Genomic DNA, 18906 nt, shown 5'->3' with positions numbered 1-18906 from the left:
ACATCACGGCAAAGATAATGACTCGTCTCGCCCCGCAACTCCTCTTCATTTGCGCCACGGAGCGTTCGTCATGATCTTGACGTTCGCCTTGCTCATTGCCGCGGCTGGCATCATCTACCTGTCCTGCGAGACCTTCGTCAATAGCGTCGAATGGCTCGGCCACAAGCTCAAGGTCACGCAAACCGCCACCGGCACGATCCTCGCCGCGTTCGGCACTGCGCTGCCCGAGAGCGTGGTTACCCTCGTTGCCGTAGCATTCGGCGGCGATCCCGCGCACAAGGAAATTGGCATAGGCGCCGCGATTGGCGGGCCGCTCGCGCTCAGCACGATCGCCTATGCCGTGGTGGGCTTCGCGTTGCTTGCGACAGCGAAGCGCGTGGGCCGCGAGCGCGCGGCCACAGTCGACGTGAATACGCGCCGCCTGCGCCGCGACCAGCTATGGTTCCTCGCGATCTTCGTCGCGAAGATCGCGCTCGGGCTCGTGGTGTTCAGCTTCAAGCCGTTACTGGGGATCGCGTTTCTCGCGGCCTACGCGTTCTACTGCTGGAAGGAGCTTTCCGCCGAAGATGGCGGCGAGGTGGAAGGCGATCTCGAGCCGCTGAAGCTGCGCCCGCACGACGACAATCCGGCCATGGTGTGGATTGTGCTGCAGACGCTGGGCGCGCTCGCGGTGATCTTCGCGGCCTCGCATCTGTTCGTGCAGCAGATCGGCGCCGTGGGGCCATGGCTCGGCCTGAGCCCGCAGTTGACCGCCGTGTTGTTCAGCCCGATCGCCACCGAACTGCCCGAGATCATGAACGCGATCATCTGGGTGCGCCAGGGCAAGGAGCGGCTGGCACTGGCGAACATCAGCGGCGCGATGATGATTCAGGCCACCATTCCCACGGCGTTCGGCCTCTTCTTCACGCCGTGGCATCTCGGCACGCCTGCGATTCTCGCGGCCGTGACGACGATGGTCGCCATCCTGATACTGCAATGGGCGTTTCGCGCGCCGAAGGTGCGCAGCCGTCAGCTCACGCATGTCGGCTGGCTGTATGCGGTGTTCGCGGCGTTGCTGTTCGTGGTGTGACGCGGCCAGGCGCCTGGCTCAGGCTGCCGCTGCGGCGGCCTGCGCGGCGCCTGCGTGGTGATGGAGCCAGCGGATCATGTCCGAATGCTTGACCACGCCGACCAGCCGCCGCGCATCGTCCATCACCGGAATGTCGTGGTAGGCATGCTCGATGAAGATCGGCACCAGATGCGCGAGCGGCGTGGCCCGATGGACCGCGTGCACGCCGGCTGCCATCACGGCTTCCACCGTTTCTTCCACGCGCGCCGACTCGCGCAGCAGCGCGCCGCGCAGCGTGTTCCACAATCGCTTGAGGCCCGCCGCCGGCGCAAGGTCGCCGAGCGCGTGATGCGTGACGACGCCGACCACGCGGTCCATCGCGTCGACCACGGGCAGCGTCGAAGCACCGTGGCGGCGGAACATCTCGTGCGCCGCCCGCGCACCCATTGTCGCGGGCACAGCGGGACAGCCAATCGACATGACTTCCTCGCAAGTTAGTTGTTCGAACGATTTTTGCGGAAAATCCAGCGGCTCCAGTAGATGTTGCGAGAGCGCGGCAAGCGGCGCGGCAGCGGCCGCCGGTGTGGGACGAAACGCGGCGCGCGGATAGCGGTGCCCGGTCAGCGCGTGGAAGGCGAGCGCCGCACCGAGCAATGCAACGGACTGGAACGCGATCGGCGCGAGCACGAAGTGAAAGCCGAGCGCATGAACAGCGGGGCCGCCGAGCACGGCGGTCAACGCGACCGCGCCTGAAGGCGGATGCACGCAGCGGCACAGAAACATCGCGCAGATCGCGAGCGCTACCGCCACGGAAGCCGCCGCGACCGGCGACGCGATCCATTGCGCGCACACCACGCCCATCAGCGCAGAGATGAAGTTGCCGCCAAGAATCGACCACGGCTGCGCAAGCGGGCTATCCGACGCGCCGAACAGCAGCACAGCAGAAGCGCCCATGGGCGCCACGAGCAGCGGGATATCGCCCGCGGCACCGAACATCAAGTGAGTGGCGAGTCCCGTGAAGGCGATGCCGATCAGCGCACCGCCGCAACGCCGCCCCCGCTCCTGCCATTGCGGCGCGGCCGGGTTGGGCACGAAACTCGTCAACCATTCGATGATCGCGGTGCGGGACATATCCGGGGGCTTGCTGGTCGGTATGTCGGCCAGATTACCGACGCGCGTCAAATATCAACAATTGATATTTCTGTGCGTACATATAATTCATCCTGTATGCATGTTTGGATTCGCCGCACGCATTTTCCCCGACAATTCGGAATCGTTTGGTCTAGAATAACGACATGAAATCCGATACCCGTTCTGGCCCCGGCCGTCCACGCGAATTCGACGAGCAGGAAGCCGTGCAGAACGCGCTCGAGGTATTTCGCGCGCGTGGTTATGCCGCAACGTCGCTGCCTGACCTGATCGAAGGCACGCAGCTCTCGCGCGGCAGCCTCTACAAGGCGTTCGGCGACAAGCACCAGCTCTTTCTTGCGGCGCTCGACTTCTATACCGAGCGCGGTATCGCGCGGCTCACGCGCAACCTGCGGCACGCCTCGGCGCGCACCGCGCTGCGCGAGGCGCTACGTCATTACGTGCGCCTTTCTGCCGGCCTCGAAGGGCTTGCGGGCTGCCCGGTTACAGCCGCCGCGACCGAGTGCCTGCCCTTCGACGCCGAAGTGAAAGCCCGCGTGACGGACATGTTCACGCGCATGCAGGCACTGCTCGCCGGCGCGATCCGGCGTGGCCAGGCAGCGGGCGAACTGGCCGCCGACCAGAATGCCGATGATCTCGCGCGCTTCCTGCTCTGCACGATCGAAGGCATGCGCGTGCTAGGCAAGACCAACGCCGGCGAGGACGCGATAGATGCAATTGCTGAAATCGCGCTGAGCGCCATCCGCTAGTTTTTTTGGTTAATTGGGAACTGACTGGTTCCATATGGAGGTCGCATGACGAACCTTTCGACTGTGGAATTGCCGCCCACGCGAGCGGGCGCGCGCACCTGGTGGGCGTTGACGGTGCTGCTGATGGGCACGCTGTTGCCGCCGCTCGACTTCTTCATCGTCAACGTAGCGCTACCCTCCATGCAGGCCGACCTGCATGCCAGCGCCGCCATCGCACAGCTGGTTATTTCGGCCTATGCGGCGACCTACGCGATCTTTCTCATTACGGGCGGCCGGCTCGGTGACCTGTACGGGCGGCGGCGCATCTTTCTCGTGGGCATCCTTGCGTTCGCGGCAGCCTCGGCCGTTTGCGGGTTCGCGAGTTCACCCGCTGCGCTGGTGACGGGACGCATCCTCCAGGGCGGCGCCGCGGCCATCATGGCGCCCCAGGCGCTGGCGTCGATCCACGCGCTCTTTCCGGCGCATCAGAAGGGGCTTGCGCTCAGCCTTTTTGGCACGGCTTATGGGATCGCGGCCGTCGCCGGCCAGGCGCTCGGAGGGGTGCTCGTTTCGGCTAACGTATTCGGACTGGGCTGGCGCAGCATTTTTCTCATCAACCTGCCTGTTGTAATGGCGGCCGCGCCCGCGGCATACTGGCTCGTGCGTGAAAGCCGCTCGGACCACCCCGCGAAGCTCGATCCCGGCGGCATGGTCCTGCTCGCCGTAGCGCTGGCTGCGCTCGTCGTGCCGCTGATCGAAGGTCGCGAGCGCGGCTGGCCCGGCTGGACGTGGGTGTTGCTCATAGCCGCCGCGCCCCTGTTCGCGATCTTCTGGCGCTACGAGGCGCGCGTCGCGAACGCCGGGCGTGATGCGCTCGTGCCGCCCGTCATCTTCGCCGCCCCTGGTCTCGTGCGCGGGCTCGTTGCCACGCTCTTCTTCTATTCGCTCGCACCGTTCTTCATGATGTTCGCGATCTACGTGCAGCGTGCGCTCGGGCTCGCGCCGCTCGAAGTCGGATTGCGTATTCTGCCCCTGGGCGTCGGCTTTCTGATCGGACCGCTGCTCAATCCGCTGATCGCGCGCCAGTTCGGGCATCGTGCGGCGGCGGCCGGCATGGCAATCGAGGGTTGCGGATTACTTTGGACTGCCACGCTTGTGCATGACGAACATCTTCATGCGCTGAGCGCGTCGCTCTTTCTGATCGGCTTCGGCCAGGGCGTGGCGCTGCCCGCACTCGTCAGGCGCAACGTCGAATGTGTCGATCGACGCTGGTCCGGTCTTGCCGCCGGGCTCGTCAGCTCGGTTTTGCAGGTGAGTGCAGCGCTCGCCGTGGCGCTGCTCGGTGGCCTGTTTTTCGCGCTCGCCGGGCCGGATTCGGGCAGCGCTCAAGTGGCTCGCGCGTTCGCGACGACCGTTGCGATTATCGGCATTCTGCTTTTCATTGCAGCGTTTCTCGCCGGCGGACGCAATAATCACGTGCCGCAATTGCGCAAACAGCACGTATAAGTTTAAGCGCTCCCATCGTACTGCATGAAACGATGGCCATCGGTCGGGTTGCGCTATTAACACGGCCTGCGCGCCATGCCGCCGTGACGGGAAAGCGAATCGTCGCTTTCTAAATTTGTTTTCATCTGGAGTGCGCCGCAACTTAAAGCATGCGTTCCGATTGGGCACCGATAATGCCTTCCAGTTTCAGCACTGCGAGGAACGCAATATGCAAAAGCCGATGTCGATCGAACTCGTCAACGAATACGGCCAGCACGCGGTGTGCGTGAAAGTAAGCGGTCAAGCCGCCCTGCTCGACGCGCCCGATGTGGATGGCCTGATCGAAGAACTCAACAAGCTGCGCGCGCTCATGCAGCCAGCCGTACCCGAGCAGCCTTTGCGCTCGCATCAATACGTGCTCGAGATCGATCCGTGCTGGTACACGGAACGCAACCCGCTATTCGACGGCACCGTGGTGTTCCTGCGCCATACCGGCCTCGGTTGGGCGGGTTTCGCCATTCCCACCGAAAGCATGCATCGGCTCAAGGCCGCCCTCTCGGCACACGAAGCCGCTGCGCAGCGCGACGCGCATGCCTATGCGCAGGCGCTGCCTAACTAGGCGCGCTGCCAGCCTACTCGTTCTTCCCGTCTGACCACGCACGTAGCGTGGATGAAACGTCGCCGCCATGCGCAGCGTCGTTGCCCGCTCTCGCCCTCGTGGCGGCGCGTCTGCCCAGGACTATCGCCCATGAACCAGCTCCAAGCCATGCGTGTCTTTACGCGCGTCGTCGATCTGAGCAGCTTCAATCTTGCCGGCAAACAGCTCGGCATGTCGGCCGCGGCCGTCACGTGCAGCGTCGGCATGCTCGAAGCGCATCTGAACATGCGCCTCCTGAACCGCTCCACGCGCAGCCTTTCGCTCACCGAAGCCGGACGCCTCTATCTGGATGGCTGTCGCGCCGTGATCGAGAAGCTCGATGAAGTCGAATCGGAACTCGTGCGCGCCACGCGCGACCCTAGCGGGGTGCTGCGCATCGCCGCGCCCGCCGTGTTTGCAAGCTCGGGACTGCCCGCGGTGCTCGGCGCGTATCGCGCGGTCAACCCGCGCGTGGAATTCGACGTGACGGCGTACGACACGCACATCGACCTGATCGAAGGCGGCTTCGACGTGTGCTTCGCGACCGACCGCCAGAGCGTGAATGCCTCGCTCGTGAGCCGCAAGCTCACCTCGATCAAGGAGATGCTCGTGCCCACGCCCGCCTGGCTCGCGCGCCACGGCATGCCGCGCGATCCCGCCGAACTGGCCGGGCACGGCCTGCTCGCGGTTTCCGATGCGCCGCGCCACTGGGAGTTCTCGAACGCCGAGGGCGTGCAGCGCATCAACGTGAACGGCCCGATGACGGCCAACGGCTATGCAACCGTACGCGCCGCCGCGCTCGCGGACATGGGCATCGCGCTGCCGCTACCTCTCGTCGCCGACGACCTCGCGCGCGGTGCGCTCCTGCCCGTGCTCAACGCGTTCGACGTGAACGGCGGCATGCAGCACATCTCGATCGTCTATTCCGGCCGCAATTGCCTCACGATGAAGATCCGCAGTTTCATCGACTTCGCCGTGGAGCAGTTCCGCACGAATGCAGCGCAGACGCGGTCCGCGCCGGCACCGCTGCGCGCCGTTGCCTGATGCGGCTTCCCGTTCCTTTCGTCACCACGCGTGCAAAGCCATGCCCAGAATACTAACCATTGAAGACGACGCCGTGACCGAGCGCAGCGTCGTGCCCACGCTCGCCTCGACCGGCTTCACCGTCGACGTTGCCCGCTCGGGCCGCGAAGGCATTGCGATGGTGATGGCGGGCGACTACGACGTCGTCGCGCTCGAGCGGCGCCTGCCCGACCTCCACGGTCTCACGATCGTCACCACGATGCGTGGCGTGGGGATCGAAACGCCCGTGATCGTGATGAGTTCGACCACCGGCGTGGAGGAACGCATCCAGGGCCTGCGGGCCGGCTGCGACGACTACCTCACACGGCCGTTTTCGATCGACGAGATGTCCGCCCGTGTCGAAGCGCTAGTGCGCCGACGCACGCGCCCTGCCGCGACGGAAACCATGCTTCGCGTGGGCCCGCTCGAACTCGATCTCGTCAAGCGCCGCCTCAGTTGCCGCGACAAGGTGCTGCGCCTGCGTCCCACCGAGTTGCGCGTGCTCAAATTCATGACGCGCCATGCGGGCCAGGTGCTCACGCGCACCATGATCTTCGAAGGCGTGTGGGGCGGCCGCTTCGACCCCGGCACCAATCTCGTGGACGTTCACGTCGGACGCCTGCGCAACCGCGTGGACACACCCGGTCAACCCTCGCTCATCCGCACGATACGCGGCTCGGGTTATCTGCTCGGTTGACGCACTAAATTTCCGCCGCGCTCTCTGCTGCGTTTCATTTCGGAATCCTTCAAGACTCACGAAACCAGCGCGCGGCTAAATCTTCTTTCATTTGCCTGGCTCCCGCGTGTTAGGACGCACCCGACACAATACCGGCGTCGGCTGCACCCACGCGTGGCGCGCAGCTTGGCGCCGATGTCCTGAACGGAGCCCCATCTGATGCTGAAAATCGTCCGGCTAGCCTTGAACCGTCCGTACACGTTCATCGCGCTGGCCCTCCTGATCCTGATCGCGGGCCCGCTCGCGGCGTTACGCACGCCTACCGATATCTTTCCCGACATCCGCATTCCCGTGATCAGTGTCGTGTGGAACTACGCGGGCCTGCAGCCCGACGACATGGCGGGCCGCATCGTCAGCTATTACGAGCGCACGCTCGGCACCACCGTCAACGACGTGGCGCATATCGAGTCGCAGTCGTTTCGCGGCTACCGCGTCGTGAGCATCTTCTTCCAGCCGACGGTCGATATCCGCACGGCCACCGCGCAGGTCACCTCGGTTTCGCAAACGGTGCTCAAGCAGATGCCGCCAGGCACCACGCCGCCGCAGATCCTCAACTACAACGCGTCCACGGTGCCGGTGCTGCAACTCGCGCTCACGAGCAATACGCTCGACGAGCAGAAGCTCGCGGACTACGCGACCAACTTCATCCGCCCGCAACTGCTTTCCGTGGCGGGCGTCGCCATTCCCACGCCTTTCGGCGGCAAGGTGCGCGAGGTGCAGATCGACCTCGACCCACAAGCGCGCAGGCGAAGAAGCTGTCAGCGCAGGACGTGGCGACCGCGCTCGCGCAGCAGAACCGGATCATTCCCGCCGGCACGCAGAAAATCGGCCGCTACGAATACAACGTACGCCTGAACAACAGTCCGCTCACGATCGATCAGCTCAATGCGCTGCCCATCGAGACCGTGGATGGCACGGTGATCTATATGCGCGACGTGGCCCACGTGCGCGACGGCTATCCGCCGCAAAGCAACATCGTGCGCGTGGACGGCCACCGCGCCGTGCTCATGAGCATCACGAAGAACGGCTCGGCTTCGACACTCGACATCATCGCCGGCGTGAAGGCGAAGCTGCCGCTCATCGAGCAGTCGTTGCCGCCGGGGCTCAAGCTCGTGGCGCTCTCCGACCACTCGGTGTTCGTGAAGGGCGTGGTCAGCGGCGTGGCGCGCGAAGGCTTGATTGCGGCCGCGCTGACTTCGGCGATGATCCTGCTCTTTCTCGGTAGCTGGCGCTCGACGCTCATCATCGCCGCCTCGATTCCGCTCGCCGTGCTCGCCGCGATCGCAGGGCTCGCCGCGTGCGGCGAAACGCTTAACGTGATGACGCTAGGCGGCCTCGCGCTCGCGGTCGGCATACTCGTGGACGACGCCACGGTCACGATCGAAAATATCAACTGGCACCTCGAGCAGGGCAAGGACGCGCGCAGCGCGATCCTCGACGGCGCGGCGCAAATCGTCATGCCACCGCCTCCAACGCGCAAATCGGCGTGGCGACGGCCGCGTTCTTTCCCGATCTTTCACTCGGCCTCGACGGCGGCTTCCAGAGCGACACCTTCTCGCCGTGGATCGTCGCGCCCAACGAGATGTGGTCGATCGGCCCCACGCTCATGATGACGATCTTCGACGGCGGGCGCCGTGCGGCAGTCGTGCGCGGCGCGCAGGCGAAGCTCGCCGAGAACGGTGCGCAGTACAAGGCCACGGTGCTGGGCGCGTTCCAGCAGGTCGAAGGCAACCTCGCGCTGCTGCACCATCTCGGCGACGAAGCACAGCGAGAAGACGAGGCGCTCACGGCGGCGCAGCGCACCCTCACGCTTTCGATGTCGCGCTACCGCGACGGCGTGGTGAGCTACCTCGACGTCGTGACGGCGCAGACGACCGAGCTTTCCACGCAGATTGCCTCGCTGGAACTGGACACACGGCGCCTCGATGCCACCGTGGGCCTCATACAGGCGATAGGCGGCGGCTGGAGCACGCAGGATCTGCTTGAGGACAAGGTGGCTTCCTGAACGCCCCTGAAGCGGCGCCAGCCGCATTGATCGCCACCCGAACCCCGCCTCTGCGCGGGGTTTTTATTTTCACCGAATCCTCTCGCGCCGATAAACATTTCTTCATGGAGCTGCATCGGGTTCGATAGGGTGACCTAACTATTCTACTCACACCGGGATGCGATTTATCGCATTCGCTGACCGGCTAGCCGATCTCACTCCTGGAGGAATAGTCACATGAAGGCTCTCATGATCATCGCTGCGCTTGCCGGTGTCGTCACCGCCACGTCCGCTTTTGCACAAACCCCGGCACCGACGGCCGGCACGCAGGCCAGCCAGCCCGCGGCAGCCACCCAGATTGCGGCGAACGACACGGCCCCCACGGTTGCGCCCGGCGGATGGGTACCGCCTTATGGGCAGGCGGTCCATGAAAAGACGCGCGCCGAGGTGTATCACGAACTCGTGCAGGCGGCGCAGGATGGTCAGCTTGCGTACCTGAACTCCACGCTCTACGCGCACTGAGCACGACAGGCGGGGCTTTTCAGGCACGGGTGAACGGCACGCTCTCAGCGTGCCGTTTGCTTTTTGATGTTAACAAACCCATGCGTCCGCGCCCGGATAGGTAACCGGTTCCCACAAACGGTTACCTCAGCGCTCGCATCAGTCGAACGTCGGCAAGGTCAGTTGATAGCCGTAGCGGTTGATGGTGTCGATGCGCACATCGATGCCCTCGCGCGCGAGCCTGCGCCGCAGCCGCGAAACGACGAGGTTGACGGTCGAGGCGTCGATGTCGTCCTTCTCGGGCCACGCGTAGCGGATCATCTGGTCGCGCGGCACGGGCAAGTTGATTTGACGCATGAGGCATTCGACGAGCAGGTACTCGCGGCGCGTGAGTTCCGCGCGGTGCGCGCCCTCCACGATCTCGCGCGTACCCGCATCGAGCTGTGGCGCGTTCTGGACGGGCTGTGGCCCGCTTGCGGCCGGCGCGGGCTGTCCACCCCTGCACGCCGCCGCCGCACGCCGCCGTGGTGCGCCATAGCGCGTGCATGCGCTCGTGCATTTCGATGAACGAGAACGGGTAGCGAAAGCACGCGTCGGCGCCCGCGCGCAGCACCTTCGAGCGCTCGCTACGATGCCGAGCACGGCGATGATCGTCGCGCCAGCCGTGATCCTGGAGAGCCCGGGAAGGATGCCGTGCAGCGCAGGCAGCAGCGCGCCGTCTAGCGCCATCGCGATCACCGCATCGAATGGCTCCTCTCCAGCGACGAAAAGACCGTCGCGCAGGTCTTCCGCGCGCTGCAGGCTATGCACGTTTTCGAGCAGGGCCTTCTGGAGCCAGGCGCCTTCGGCGTGATTCGGGGAGATGAGTAGTATGCGCTTGACTGCGAGTGCCCGACTGCTGGACGGGAGATGTCAGGCGAGCGAGCGCGGCCAGCATTCCACGCTCATGCGCGTACCCGGGCCGCCTGGCTTCTCGCCCGCCAGTTCGCGTGCGTCGTCGATGCGCAGCGTGAAATCGTGGACGCGCATCACGGCGGCCACGATGCAAAACCCCTGGCCCGAGCCGGCGATATGACGCACCGCCTCGCCGCGATCGAAGCGCTGCAGGACCGCCGCGCGCTCACCAGGCGCGATGCCGGGACCGTTGTGCGCCACCTCGAGCAAGGGGCCGAGCGGCGTCGAGCACAGCGTCTCGCTCACCACGCCGCCTTGCGGCGCGAACTTGATGGCGTTGTCGATGAGATTGTTGAATGCCTCGAACAGCAGCGCGCGGTCGCCGTGAATCTCGGCGACGGGCTCGGCCGTGATGCGCCATTCGCCGAGCAGCGCCATGAACGCGAGCGAAAAGATCGCTGCGTAAGCGGTGAACCAGCGGACCGTGGTCGTCTGCCAGTGGTCGCGGCCAATGTCCCACACGTCCGGCGCCGCCCGCGACGACGCCGGAACGAACAGGCCACGCCCGAGCGCCACCCAGGCAGGCAGGTTCATCGCGCGCCTCGAATGCGGGGCCCGGCGTCGTGCAAGGCCGGCACACGCGCGGTCGTGCATCGTGAGCACGGTGCTTTCTCGCAGACTGACATGGCTACCCCGATGGCAATGAATGGTCGGCTCGACGACTCACTGGCGAACCCACGAGCGCGGATGCGCTCGTGCCTGGCCATCATAGGGGCGCGCCCTCGACCCAACGGCATCACGGCAATGAAGAGCGCGTCATCTTCTTACTGGCGCGTGACGCGCACCTGTCATTTTGTCAATTCGTGCGGACACGAGGTCTCGTCTCGAGCGCGCGCGGGGCAGATGAACCTTCTTTCATTCGGCTGAGCCGGTTCCAGCGTCGGCACCTCCTTATCCTCGAATCCGCTTTTTCGCGCGTTTGCGCTTTGTCATTTCGTTGCGGGTTCATCAAAAGGAGGATGCATCATGAAGTCATGGCTGAAGTTCGTATGGGTGCCGTTTGTGGGAGCGGTGAGCGTAAGCGCGGTCGCCGCGCCGCATCTGACGCAGCAGGAATGTCACAGCTACCCGTTCGTCAAACCGGCCCGCGAGGTCACGCATGCCGATCTGATACGGGAAGTCACGGAACTCGAGGCGGTGGGCTACGAACCGAACTCGGACGACAACAACTATCCCACCGATATCGAAGCCGCCCAGCAGCGTCTCGCGGACGTATATCGCAGTGATTGTCTGCCGCAGCACACCGCGGCCGCGGTGACCTTTCCCGCGAATTCGGACTGAGATCGGGGCGCGCTCGGCGGCCCGTAGGTCACCAATGGACTTTGTGCAGTGCACCTTGTCCCGCTGCCGCCAGGCTTTCGTGATCGCTTTGGGTCGTGGCCAAGGTGGACCTTCAGCGGGTCCCATATTTGGTGACCTGAGTTGGGTAACCGGAAATGGGAAGAACGGTTGGTCCACATGGGCGTTCTCCAGGTCGCGCGTCTCCGTGACCTGGATTGAGCGGGTGCCCAGGGCAGGCTGAGCGCTTTGCGGTCGCGTTCCAATGGGTTTCGTCGTGATGCAGCCGATCCCATAGACAGTTACCTTTAGACGAAGACCAACACCATAGCCGGAGACCTTCCGGGTGTTTTTCCCAGTAAATCAATGACCTGGTTCGGTATCTAAATGTTGATTCTCAAGAAGAGGGGGCTTAGGTCATGATCTATGGTGCCCGCAAAGCGTTGGTAGACGGGCTAGGTAACCAGGAATGGGGCCACGGAGGTTGGTGACCACTCACATGCGATAAGGTCCCCGGTTTTGGGAGACGTCTTTCTCATCGAACGCGTGTTTCAGTGTTTACCTTTTACGCTTTAACAACTTTAGTAAACCTTTAGGCGCCGCAAACCCTTACCAGGCAAGGCTTTGCGGCCGATTTGGTGGCGCGTTATGGGATTTGCGGTCCCGGGTATGGGAGTTTCGGGTTGTGGATATGGGACTTCGGTAGCCGGGCATGGGGTTTACGGGTTGTGGATATGGGGAGAAGGTTGCCCACTATGGGAATAGGAGCGGTTTTGCCTTCAGGTCTCCGTTTATGGGAGCCAGCGAAGGTCGCCGCTTATGGGCCAGGATGCCTCTCCTGATGGCATTCAAGAGGCCTGCGCGCCTGAATTCAGGTAACCGTATTTGGGAATCTGCTTGGGTAACCAGATATGGTGACTTGTCGAGAGAGGAATTCCGGCGTCAGCGACCACCGAATCGGCTCCCCCGCATGAATCCTTCCATGCGGAGAAGCTGGCTGGACAAAGGTAACAGCCTATGGGATCCGGTATGGGTCACCTGTTATGGGAGCTAGTGCTGATTCGCAGACCTTCGGCGCCGTATTTTGCCGCCGTATGGGTAGCCATTTGTGGGAGCCAGTTCAGGTCACCATTTATGGGCCTAATGAGCGTGCCGATGCATGGGCGACCAGATCCGGGCGACAACCCTGATAGCCACACGAAAGATCCCATGGACGGCTACCTATCGAGGCTAAATTCGCAGAGTGAGTACTCACATTCTGCCTAAAGGTCGCTAGCTATGGGATGGTTTTCGGGGCACGGCGATACAAAGGTCACCAATTATGGGTTCATGTGCGGGGTCTGCTCTGCACGGCCCAGAGGGGTTCCCGGTGCCCACCATGGCGGAGAATCTCCGGCTGTCAATGCTCTGCGCCCTTGGGTGTCGTGCCGCGTCACGATTGCGTTTGCGGCCTTGAGTCACCTGTTCGGCTGGTATACAGTTACCAACCGAACAGGTTCCCTTTCAACGTGGGTCATATGGCAAGAAAAAAGGCCGAAGCCGGCGACGCCGACAAACAAGGTGCACTCGTATTCCAGCAAGGCCAGCCGCCTGATCTGTTCCGCAAGGCCGTTCCGGCGATTCATATCGCACCGAAGTCCGGATCGATCAGCCTGCAGCAGCGCAAGATGTTCAGCTCGTTGATCAAGAACGCCATTCGCCAGGATTCCCTCGACCGCGGCCGCTCGTCGTTCGAGATCACGATCTCCGCCCTCTCCCAGGACGTCGATCTGAACAGTAACAACACCGAATACGTCAAGGAAACGATCAACTCGCTGATCAGCACGGTCGTCAACTGGGACTACCTCACACAGGACAAGCGCAGCATCTGGAAGGCGTCCGGTTTGCTTGCCGGCGCCGAACTCGAGCGATCGGTATTGCGCTACACCTTCTCCGAGCAGATTCGCGGTGAACTGCTTAATCCTGAAATCTACGCGATGATCGACATGCGCATCACGCGTCAGTTCAGGAAGGCGCATTCGCTCGCGCTGTGGGAGAACGTCGTTCGTTACGAGGCCGTGGGTGTGACGGCGCGCTTTCCGCTCGCGACGCTGCGCGACCTGATCCTTGGGCAGGATACTTCGGCGCAATCGTACAAGCTCTACAAGCAGTTCAAGAGCCGTGTACTGGTGCCCTGCATCAAGGAAGTCAACGAGATTTCGGATCACATGTTCGAGCTCATCGAGCACAAGGTGGGACGCTCGGTCGTCGCCCTGCAGTTCCGTGTGACCCGCAAGCCGGAGACCAATCCGTCCCAGGAACTGCGTGTAAACGAAACGCTGCTGATCGGCGAGATGTCGAAGTTCAGCATCCCGGTTTCCGAGGCGCGGCGCCTGCTCAAGCAGTACGGCGAGGAGAAGATTCGCACGGCGGTGGCCTATACCGCAGCGCGGGTGGCGCAGAAAAACGCAGCGCCGCTCGCCAACGTTGCGGCGTATTTCCGCAAGGCGCTGACGGAGGGCTACGAGTTACCCGGTGCGAATGCCGCCGCGCCCGCCGCAGACGCTGGCCGCGCGCGCGAAAGTCAGGATCAGGTGAAGGACCGCTATATCGCCGCGAAGATCAACGAGGCGCGCGCCTACTTCAATGAGCTCGAGTACGACGACCAGACTGCGCTGATCAAGCGCTACAACGAGACGGTCGGCATGGACAAGCTCAAGGTCTCGACGGCGAAGGTGCCAAGCAAGATGGCATCGACGAACTTCTTCCGTTGGGTGGTGCTGGACACCTGGGGCCAACCGACGGCTGCCGACCTGCTTGAATTCCTGCTGAGCGGACAACAGGCGCCGGCTGGGGGCGAAGGCCTGCAGGCGGCGGAAATCGATTTTGCGTTGAAAGCGCGGGACGAGTGAAGGTTATCGAAGAAACAGGACGGCGGCTTTGGCCGCCGTTTTTTTTGCGCGATTCGCTGTGAGTACACGCGGGTCGCGAGCAAGAATAATTGGCTAAATATGACAACGTAGAAATCGGAGCTAAATATATATTTCGGAGTTTCTGCGCGTTAGAGGAGCTGGTTTGTTTCGTGGTGCGCCAGGGTTCGACTGCCTGAGTGCTGCGGAGTGATGTTTGTGCTTTGTCTCGGCTTGCTGCGACTGCTGATGCCGCTTGGTTAGTTCGTGCTGTTCGCGTTGATCGCCACGTGGAGAGTCACTGCTTCAAGCGATCAAGAATGTGCGCGTTCGGCGACATGCCGGTGATGGTCAGTACCCGCTTGCTGTCACAACCCATCCTGCCATCCTGGATAGCACCTGCTCACGCATCAGTAACCATCCCGAATGTGGGTTGATGAATCTCCACGTGGAGATTCAATAGTTGCACACACAGGCCGAATCGTTTCTAGTTCATCCCCATCTCGCTCACTGCACTAGACTGCTCAAGGTCAAGTCGATGAATCTCCACGTGGAGATTTGCTCGAGGCTCCTCAACGCCCTCGGCAGCGGCATACTGCTCCAGTGCTTTCGCCTAACTCGATCCTTCTCCCATCGTCACAAGCGCATTACACGGCTGTGCAAAGATACTGCGTCTCATCGACCTGCGAGCAGGCGAGCCCACATCTTCAATTCTGCGATCTCCACGTGGAGATCGGTTTTCCACGGTCGTTGAAACATCGCAATCCAGTCATTGCGCCCGTTCGCCAACCTTCTGTGTTGGGTCCAATCCTTATCCGTTCGGCCAATTGGTTGTGAACTGACAACGTCTGAGACAGAAATCCTAGAATTTACTTTAAGTTGCCATTAGACTCTCGAATGACTTGCTGGAGTCTCCACGTGGAGAGTGCGCCTGGAAGGCTCGTCCGCTGTTGAACAATTGCATGGAGAAACGAATGGGTCTCGTGATAGCCGTAGCGAACCAAAAAGGTGGGGTTGGCAAAACCACCACCAGCATGAATTTGGCTGGGGCATTTCAGGCTGAAGGCTATAAGGTCTATGTCGCCGATGCCGATGGTCAGCAATCTTGCATGAGTTGGTGTGCAGCGGCCGGTCCCGAAACGCCCCTGCCGTTCCGCGTCGGCAGCATTCACAAGCTGGAGAAGATGATTGGGCCGGAGATCGCCGCGCTGGCAAACGACTACGACGTCGTTATTGTCGACTGCCCGCCCAATATCAACGACCTGACTACCGCGCGAGTGCTTGCCGTAGCCGACGCCACCGTCATTCCGACAGATGCGTCGCCGATCGACATCTGGAGTAGCGAAGGGATGATGGAGTTGGTCGAGCGAACCCGCGTTGCCAATCCGGCCGGAAAATTCGCAATTTTGCTGAATAAATCTAATTCGAAGACGCTGCTGCACACGCAGATGAGCGCCATCCTCGCCGAGAGCAATGTCCGCGTATTTGCGGCAACCATCAAACAGCGCGAACTCTATCGGCAGACGGCAGCGCTCGGCCGCACCGTCTTCGATGTGCGCGGCGTGCGCGGGGCGAAAGTCGCGAAGGACGAGATCAGCGCCGTCTACAACGAGATCATCGCGCTGGTTCAGGAAGAAGAAGAGGTGGTCGATGGCCGCTAAGCTGAATTTCACCAGCAAGGTCCGCGCGGGCATGGCTGCCGAGCGCGTTTCGGCTGGCGAGCGTCTCGCCGAAGCCGATGTCGTCAATATCGCGCAGCGCGACGCGGGCGCACCCAACGCCGTAGACACAGACACGCCGGCGGCTCAGCCTGCCGAAGTCATCGAGGCACCGCTTTCGCTGCATGCGGTCCGGAAGATTTCGGTCGAAGATGTCGTCTCCAATCCGTACAACCCGCGCGCGTTCTACAGCGCCGAGACGATCGACGAGCTGGCCGAAAGCTTTGCGACGCAAGGGCAGATCACGCCGATCCTGGTCACGAAACTCGCGGCGTTTCCCGGCCAATATGTGATCGTCGACGGCGAGCGGCGTATTCGCGCTGCGCGTTCGCGCGGCGATAAATTCATCGACGCCGATGTCCGCGAGGGTCTCGATAACCAGAACCTGTACCTGCGCGCCTATCACGCCAACAAGGAACGCGAGGAACAGACGGTATTCGACGATGCGCTCGCGTGGAAGAAACTGCTCGACGATCGCGTCTACGTGGACCAGGTCGAGTTGGGCGTGGCCGTCGGCGAAGATCCGAAGCACATCAGCAAGGTGATTGCGCTCACGTCGCTGCCGCCTTATCTGCTGCAGAGGATGGCGCAGAATCGCAAGGATGTCGGACTCGGACATGCCTACAACATCAAGCTGATCTTCGACCGGGCGGGCGCAACGGTCGCCGAGCATTGGCTTCAGCAGGTGATCGATGGGAAGGCGAGTGTGCGCAAGCTCGAGGCGGCGGCCTCGGCTGAAGCGGGCGCGCGCAGCGTCGGGCCGCGCCGGACGCACTATCAGTCCCGCGTCCAGTTCAACCGACCGGACGGCGTCGCACTGGGCGAACTGAAGCTGTTCGGCGACGGGCGCGCGGAGTTGAGCCTCAAGGGCATCGCGCCTTCGGATCAGCAACGTCTGGCCGAGCGCGTCAAGGCGGTCATCGAGCAGTGGGCTTCGGAAATGGATACGACCGGGACGACGACCTGAGGGTCGCGAGCATCGGCCAACCTCAGCAGGGGAGGGCGTCGTCAGACGCCCTTTTTTTGTTGTAGTGGCGATGTGAGCCGTACGCGAGCCACCGCCGGGGTCGAATCCGTGAAACAGCCGAGAAAAAATACCGGATCAGGCATAATCATTTAGATTCAATGGGTTAGATCCAATTTTCTAGAATGTTTCACGAAACATGTTAGTTGAGGCAGAGTTAAATTGCGTTTTTTGCATTGCGAGCCATGGAGATATCCACGACAAGCGAAAAACGTAGCAAATAATACGTAGTTTGTAATGCATTACAAGCAACAAGGCTGTGAGCAATTGACAACGCCCGCCCCCTAGGTCATGCTTTGTGAGATGAACTGCCGCCTTTTCACGATTGCGCTGATTATTAGCACCATTCAACGAATGGTGGGTTAGCGTACGTCTGGCAGCAGTGACAACAACCCGCCCCAAGAGGCGGGTTTTTTGTTTCCGCCTCCTGGCCAAAACGAAAGTGAGTACAGGAGCCGTCATGCAGGTGCATCAAAGCCGCCCCACCGAAGCAAACGAAGCCACCGAAGTCGCCGAAGCCACTGATTCCGCTCAGTCTCGACGCGACGAAAACGACTATCTCCGGAAGATTCTCACGGCACGGGTGTACGACGCCGCCCGCGAGACCGAACTCGAGCGCGCCCCGAACCTCTCGGCGCGCCTGCGCAACGCCGTGTTCCTCAAGCGCGAGGACAACCAGCCGGTGTTCTCCTTCAAGCTGCGCGGCGCGTACAACAAGATGGCGCATCTCTCGCCTGCGCAACTCGAGCGCGGCGTGATCACCGCCTCGGCGGGCAATCACGCGCAGGGCGTGGCGCTTTCGGCGGCGAAGCTCGGCGTGAAGGCCGTGATCTGCGTGCCGGTGACCACCCCGCAGGTGAAGGTCGATGCCGTGCGCGCCCACGGCGGCGCGACCGTCGAGGTCGTGCAGGCCGGCGAGTCGTACAGCGACGCCTACGCCCACGCCGTGCGCTTGCAGGAAGAACGCGGCCTGACCTTCGTGCACCCGTTCGACGATCCCTACGTGATCGCCGGCCAGGGCACCGTCGCGATGGAAGTGCTGAGCCAGCATCAGGCCCCGATTCACGCGATCTTCGTGCCGATCGGCGGCGGCGGGCTGGCTGCGGGTGTGGCGGCGTACGTAAAGGCCGTGCGCCCCGAGATCAAGGTGATCGGCGTGCAGACCGATGATTCCTGCGCGATGGCGCAGTCAATCCAGGCGGGCCAGCGCGTGGAACTCGCCGAAGTCGGCCTGTTCTCGGACGGCACGGCCGTGAAGCTCGTGGGCGAGGAAACCTTCCGCCTGTGCCAGCACTATCTCGACGAAGTGCTCACCGTCGATTCCGACGCGCTGTGCGCCGCGATCAAGGACGTCTTCCAGGACACGCGCAGCGTGCTCGAACCCGCAGGCGCACTGGCCGTGGCGGGCGCGAAGCAGTACGCGGAGCGCGAGGGCATCGAAGGCCAGACGCTGGTGGCGATCACCTCGGGCGCGAACATGAACTTCGACCGCATGCGCTTCGTGGCCGAGCGCGCCGAGGTGGGCGAGGCGCGCGAAGCGGTGTTCGCGGTGACGATCCCCGAGGAGCGCGGCAGCTTCAAGCGCTTCTGCGAGCTGGTCGGCACGCGCAGCGTGACCGAGTTCAACTACCGCATCGACGACGCCGAGCGCGCGCACATCTTCGTGGGCGTGCAGATCCGCAACCGCGGCGAGTCGCAGCAGATCGCGAAGACC

The 18906-nt window shown here is 62.8% G+C and carries 15 protein-coding genes and 2 pseudogenes; 14 read left to right on the top strand and 3 right to left on the bottom strand.

Going from position 1 to position 18906, the window contains the following annotated elements; translation table 11 throughout:
- Positions 1 to 70: 70 nt before the first annotated feature.
- Positions 71 to 1069, top strand: coding sequence for a sodium:calcium antiporter (locus M3A49_RS35550; RefSeq protein ID WP_266233057.1), 999 nt, complete (start codon positions 71 to 73; stop codon positions 1067 to 1069).
- An 18-nt stretch (positions 1070 to 1087) separates the two neighbouring features.
- On the opposite strand, the gene M3A49_RS35545 is transcribed toward M3A49_RS35550, so the two are convergent.
- Positions 1088 to 2179 (bottom strand): HPP family protein, encoded by a 1092-nt coding sequence (locus M3A49_RS35545; RefSeq protein ID WP_266233056.1) that lies wholly within the window; start codon positions 2177 to 2179, stop codon positions 1088 to 1090.
- A gap of 164 nt (positions 2180 to 2343) precedes the next feature.
- Here M3A49_RS35545 and M3A49_RS35540 point away from each other — a divergent pair, with 164 nt between their 5' ends.
- From M3A49_RS35540 to M3A49_RS35505, 8 genes and pseudogenes are all read left to right on the top strand, one after another.
- On the top strand, positions 2344 to 2946 hold the full coding sequence (locus tag M3A49_RS35540) for a TetR/AcrR family transcriptional regulator (RefSeq protein WP_266233055.1): 603 nt from the start codon (positions 2344 to 2346) through the stop codon (positions 2944 to 2946).
- Between the two features lie 45 nt (positions 2947 to 2991).
- Positions 2992 to 4431, top strand: coding sequence for an MFS transporter (locus tag M3A49_RS35535; RefSeq protein ID WP_266233054.1), 1440 nt, complete (start codon positions 2992 to 2994; stop codon positions 4429 to 4431).
- Positions 4432 to 4639: 208 nt separating this feature from the next.
- A complete protein-coding gene (locus M3A49_RS35530; protein ID WP_266233053.1) occupies positions 4640 to 5029 on the top strand; it encodes a hypothetical protein in 390 nt (129 codons plus the stop codon).
- 129 nt (positions 5030 to 5158) lie between these two features.
- Positions 5159 to 6091 carry a LysR family transcriptional regulator gene (locus M3A49_RS35525; protein ID WP_266233052.1) on the top strand — a complete coding sequence of 311 codons (933 nt, stop codon included), beginning with the start codon at positions 5159 to 5161 and terminating at the stop codon, positions 6089 to 6091.
- A gap of 40 nt (positions 6092 to 6131) precedes the next feature.
- The gene (locus tag M3A49_RS35520) at positions 6132 to 6806 is read left to right on the top strand and encodes a response regulator transcription factor (protein ID WP_266233051.1); all 675 of its coding nucleotides are present in this window, start codon (positions 6132 to 6134) and stop codon (positions 6804 to 6806) included.
- 198 nt (positions 6807 to 7004) lie between these two features.
- A pseudogene (locus tag M3A49_RS35515) lies at positions 7005 to 8308 on the top strand (efflux RND transporter permease subunit); the annotation flags it as partial.
- A pseudogene (locus M3A49_RS35510) lies at positions 8308 to 8850 on the top strand (TolC family protein); the annotation flags it as partial. The pseudogenes M3A49_RS35515 and M3A49_RS35510, both read left to right, overlap by 1 nt.
- A 216-nt stretch (positions 8851 to 9066) precedes the next feature.
- The gene (locus tag M3A49_RS35505; protein ID WP_254358317.1) at positions 9067 to 9351 is read left to right on the top strand and encodes a DUF4148 domain-containing protein; all 285 of its coding nucleotides are present in this window, start codon (positions 9067 to 9069) and stop codon (positions 9349 to 9351) included.
- Between the two features lie 138 nt (positions 9352 to 9489).
- Here the strand turns inward: M3A49_RS35505 and M3A49_RS35500 are convergent, their stop codons facing one another.
- The gene (locus M3A49_RS35500) at positions 9490 to 10140 is read right to left on the bottom strand and encodes a winged helix-turn-helix domain-containing protein (protein ID WP_266233050.1); all 651 of its coding nucleotides are present in this window, start codon (positions 10138 to 10140) and stop codon (positions 9490 to 9492) included.
- A gap of 102 nt (positions 10141 to 10242) precedes the next feature.
- Positions 10243 to 10818: an ATP-binding protein gene (locus M3A49_RS35495; RefSeq protein WP_266233049.1), complete on the bottom strand. Its 576-nt coding sequence runs from the start codon at positions 10816 to 10818 to the stop codon at positions 10243 to 10245.
- A gap of 432 nt (positions 10819 to 11250) precedes the next feature.
- Between M3A49_RS35495 and M3A49_RS35490 the strand changes: the two genes are divergently transcribed.
- From M3A49_RS35490 to ilvA, 5 genes are all read left to right on the top strand, one after another.
- Positions 11251 to 11565, top strand: coding sequence for a DUF4148 domain-containing protein (locus M3A49_RS35490; protein WP_266233048.1), 315 nt, complete (start codon positions 11251 to 11253; stop codon positions 11563 to 11565).
- A gap of 1514 nt (positions 11566 to 13079) precedes the next feature.
- Complete coding sequence (locus M3A49_RS35485) at positions 13080 to 14453, top strand: replication initiation protein (RefSeq protein WP_266233047.1); 1374 nt, start codon at positions 13080 to 13082, stop codon at positions 14451 to 14453.
- Positions 14454 to 15424: 971 nt separating this feature from the next.
- Positions 15425 to 16111, top strand: coding sequence for a ParA family partition ATPase (gene parA / locus M3A49_RS35480; RefSeq protein ID WP_254358597.1), 687 nt, complete (start codon positions 15425 to 15427; stop codon positions 16109 to 16111).
- The gene (locus tag M3A49_RS35475; protein WP_266233046.1) at positions 16101 to 17135 is read left to right on the top strand and encodes a ParB/RepB/Spo0J family partition protein; all 1035 of its coding nucleotides are present in this window, start codon (positions 16101 to 16103) and stop codon (positions 17133 to 17135) included. Before parA ends, M3A49_RS35475 begins: the two co-directional genes overlap by 11 nt.
- A 517-nt stretch (positions 17136 to 17652) precedes the next feature.
- On the top strand, positions 17653 to 18906 hold a 1254-nt coding region (gene ilvA, locus M3A49_RS35470), incomplete at its 3' end, for a threonine ammonia-lyase, biosynthetic (protein ID WP_266233045.1).

This window comes from Paraburkholderia sp. CNPSo 3076 (assembly GCF_026343935.1).
GTDB lineage: Bacteria > Pseudomonadota > Gammaproteobacteria > Burkholderiales > Burkholderiaceae > Paraburkholderia > Paraburkholderia nodosa.
The sequence above is the reverse complement of the archived record's forward strand: the minus strand, read 5'-3'. Positions and strand labels throughout refer to the sequence as shown.

Bases quoted from the DNA above. Each gene is read 5' to 3' on its own strand.
- M3A49_RS35490 (WP_266233048.1), top strand. From the start codon at position 11,251: ATGAAGTCATGGCTGAAGTTCGTATGGGTGCCGTTTGTGGGAGCGGTG.
- parA (WP_254358597.1), top strand. From the start codon at position 15,425: ATGGGTCTCGTGATAGCCGTAGCGAACCAAAAAGGTGGGGTTGGCAAA.
- M3A49_RS35545 (WP_266233056.1), bottom strand. From the start codon at position 2,179: ATGTCCCGCACCGCGATCATCGAATGGTTGACGAGTTTCGTGCCCAAC.
- M3A49_RS35540 (WP_266233055.1), top strand. From the start codon at position 2,344: ATGAAATCCGATACCCGTTCTGGCCCCGGCCGTCCACGCGAATTCGAC.
- M3A49_RS35525 (WP_266233052.1), top strand. From the start codon at position 5,159: ATGAACCAGCTCCAAGCCATGCGTGTCTTTACGCGCGTCGTCGATCTG.
- M3A49_RS35485 (WP_266233047.1), top strand. From the start codon at position 13,080: ATGGCAAGAAAAAAGGCCGAAGCCGGCGACGCCGACAAACAAGGTGCA.
- M3A49_RS35535 (WP_266233054.1), top strand. From the start codon at position 2,992: ATGACGAACCTTTCGACTGTGGAATTGCCGCCCACGCGAGCGGGCGCG.
- M3A49_RS35520 (WP_266233051.1), top strand. From the start codon at position 6,132: ATGCCCAGAATACTAACCATTGAAGACGACGCCGTGACCGAGCGCAGC.
- M3A49_RS35475 (WP_266233046.1), top strand. From the start codon at position 16,101: ATGGCCGCTAAGCTGAATTTCACCAGCAAGGTCCGCGCGGGCATGGCT.
- M3A49_RS35495 (WP_266233049.1), bottom strand. From the start codon at position 10,818: ATGAACCTGCCTGCCTGGGTGGCGCTCGGGCGTGGCCTGTTCGTTCCG.
- M3A49_RS35550 (WP_266233057.1), top strand. From the start codon at position 71: ATGATCTTGACGTTCGCCTTGCTCATTGCCGCGGCTGGCATCATCTAC.
- M3A49_RS35530 (WP_266233053.1), top strand. From the start codon at position 4,640: ATGCAAAAGCCGATGTCGATCGAACTCGTCAACGAATACGGCCAGCAC.
- M3A49_RS35505 (WP_254358317.1), top strand. From the start codon at position 9,067: ATGAAGGCTCTCATGATCATCGCTGCGCTTGCCGGTGTCGTCACCGCC.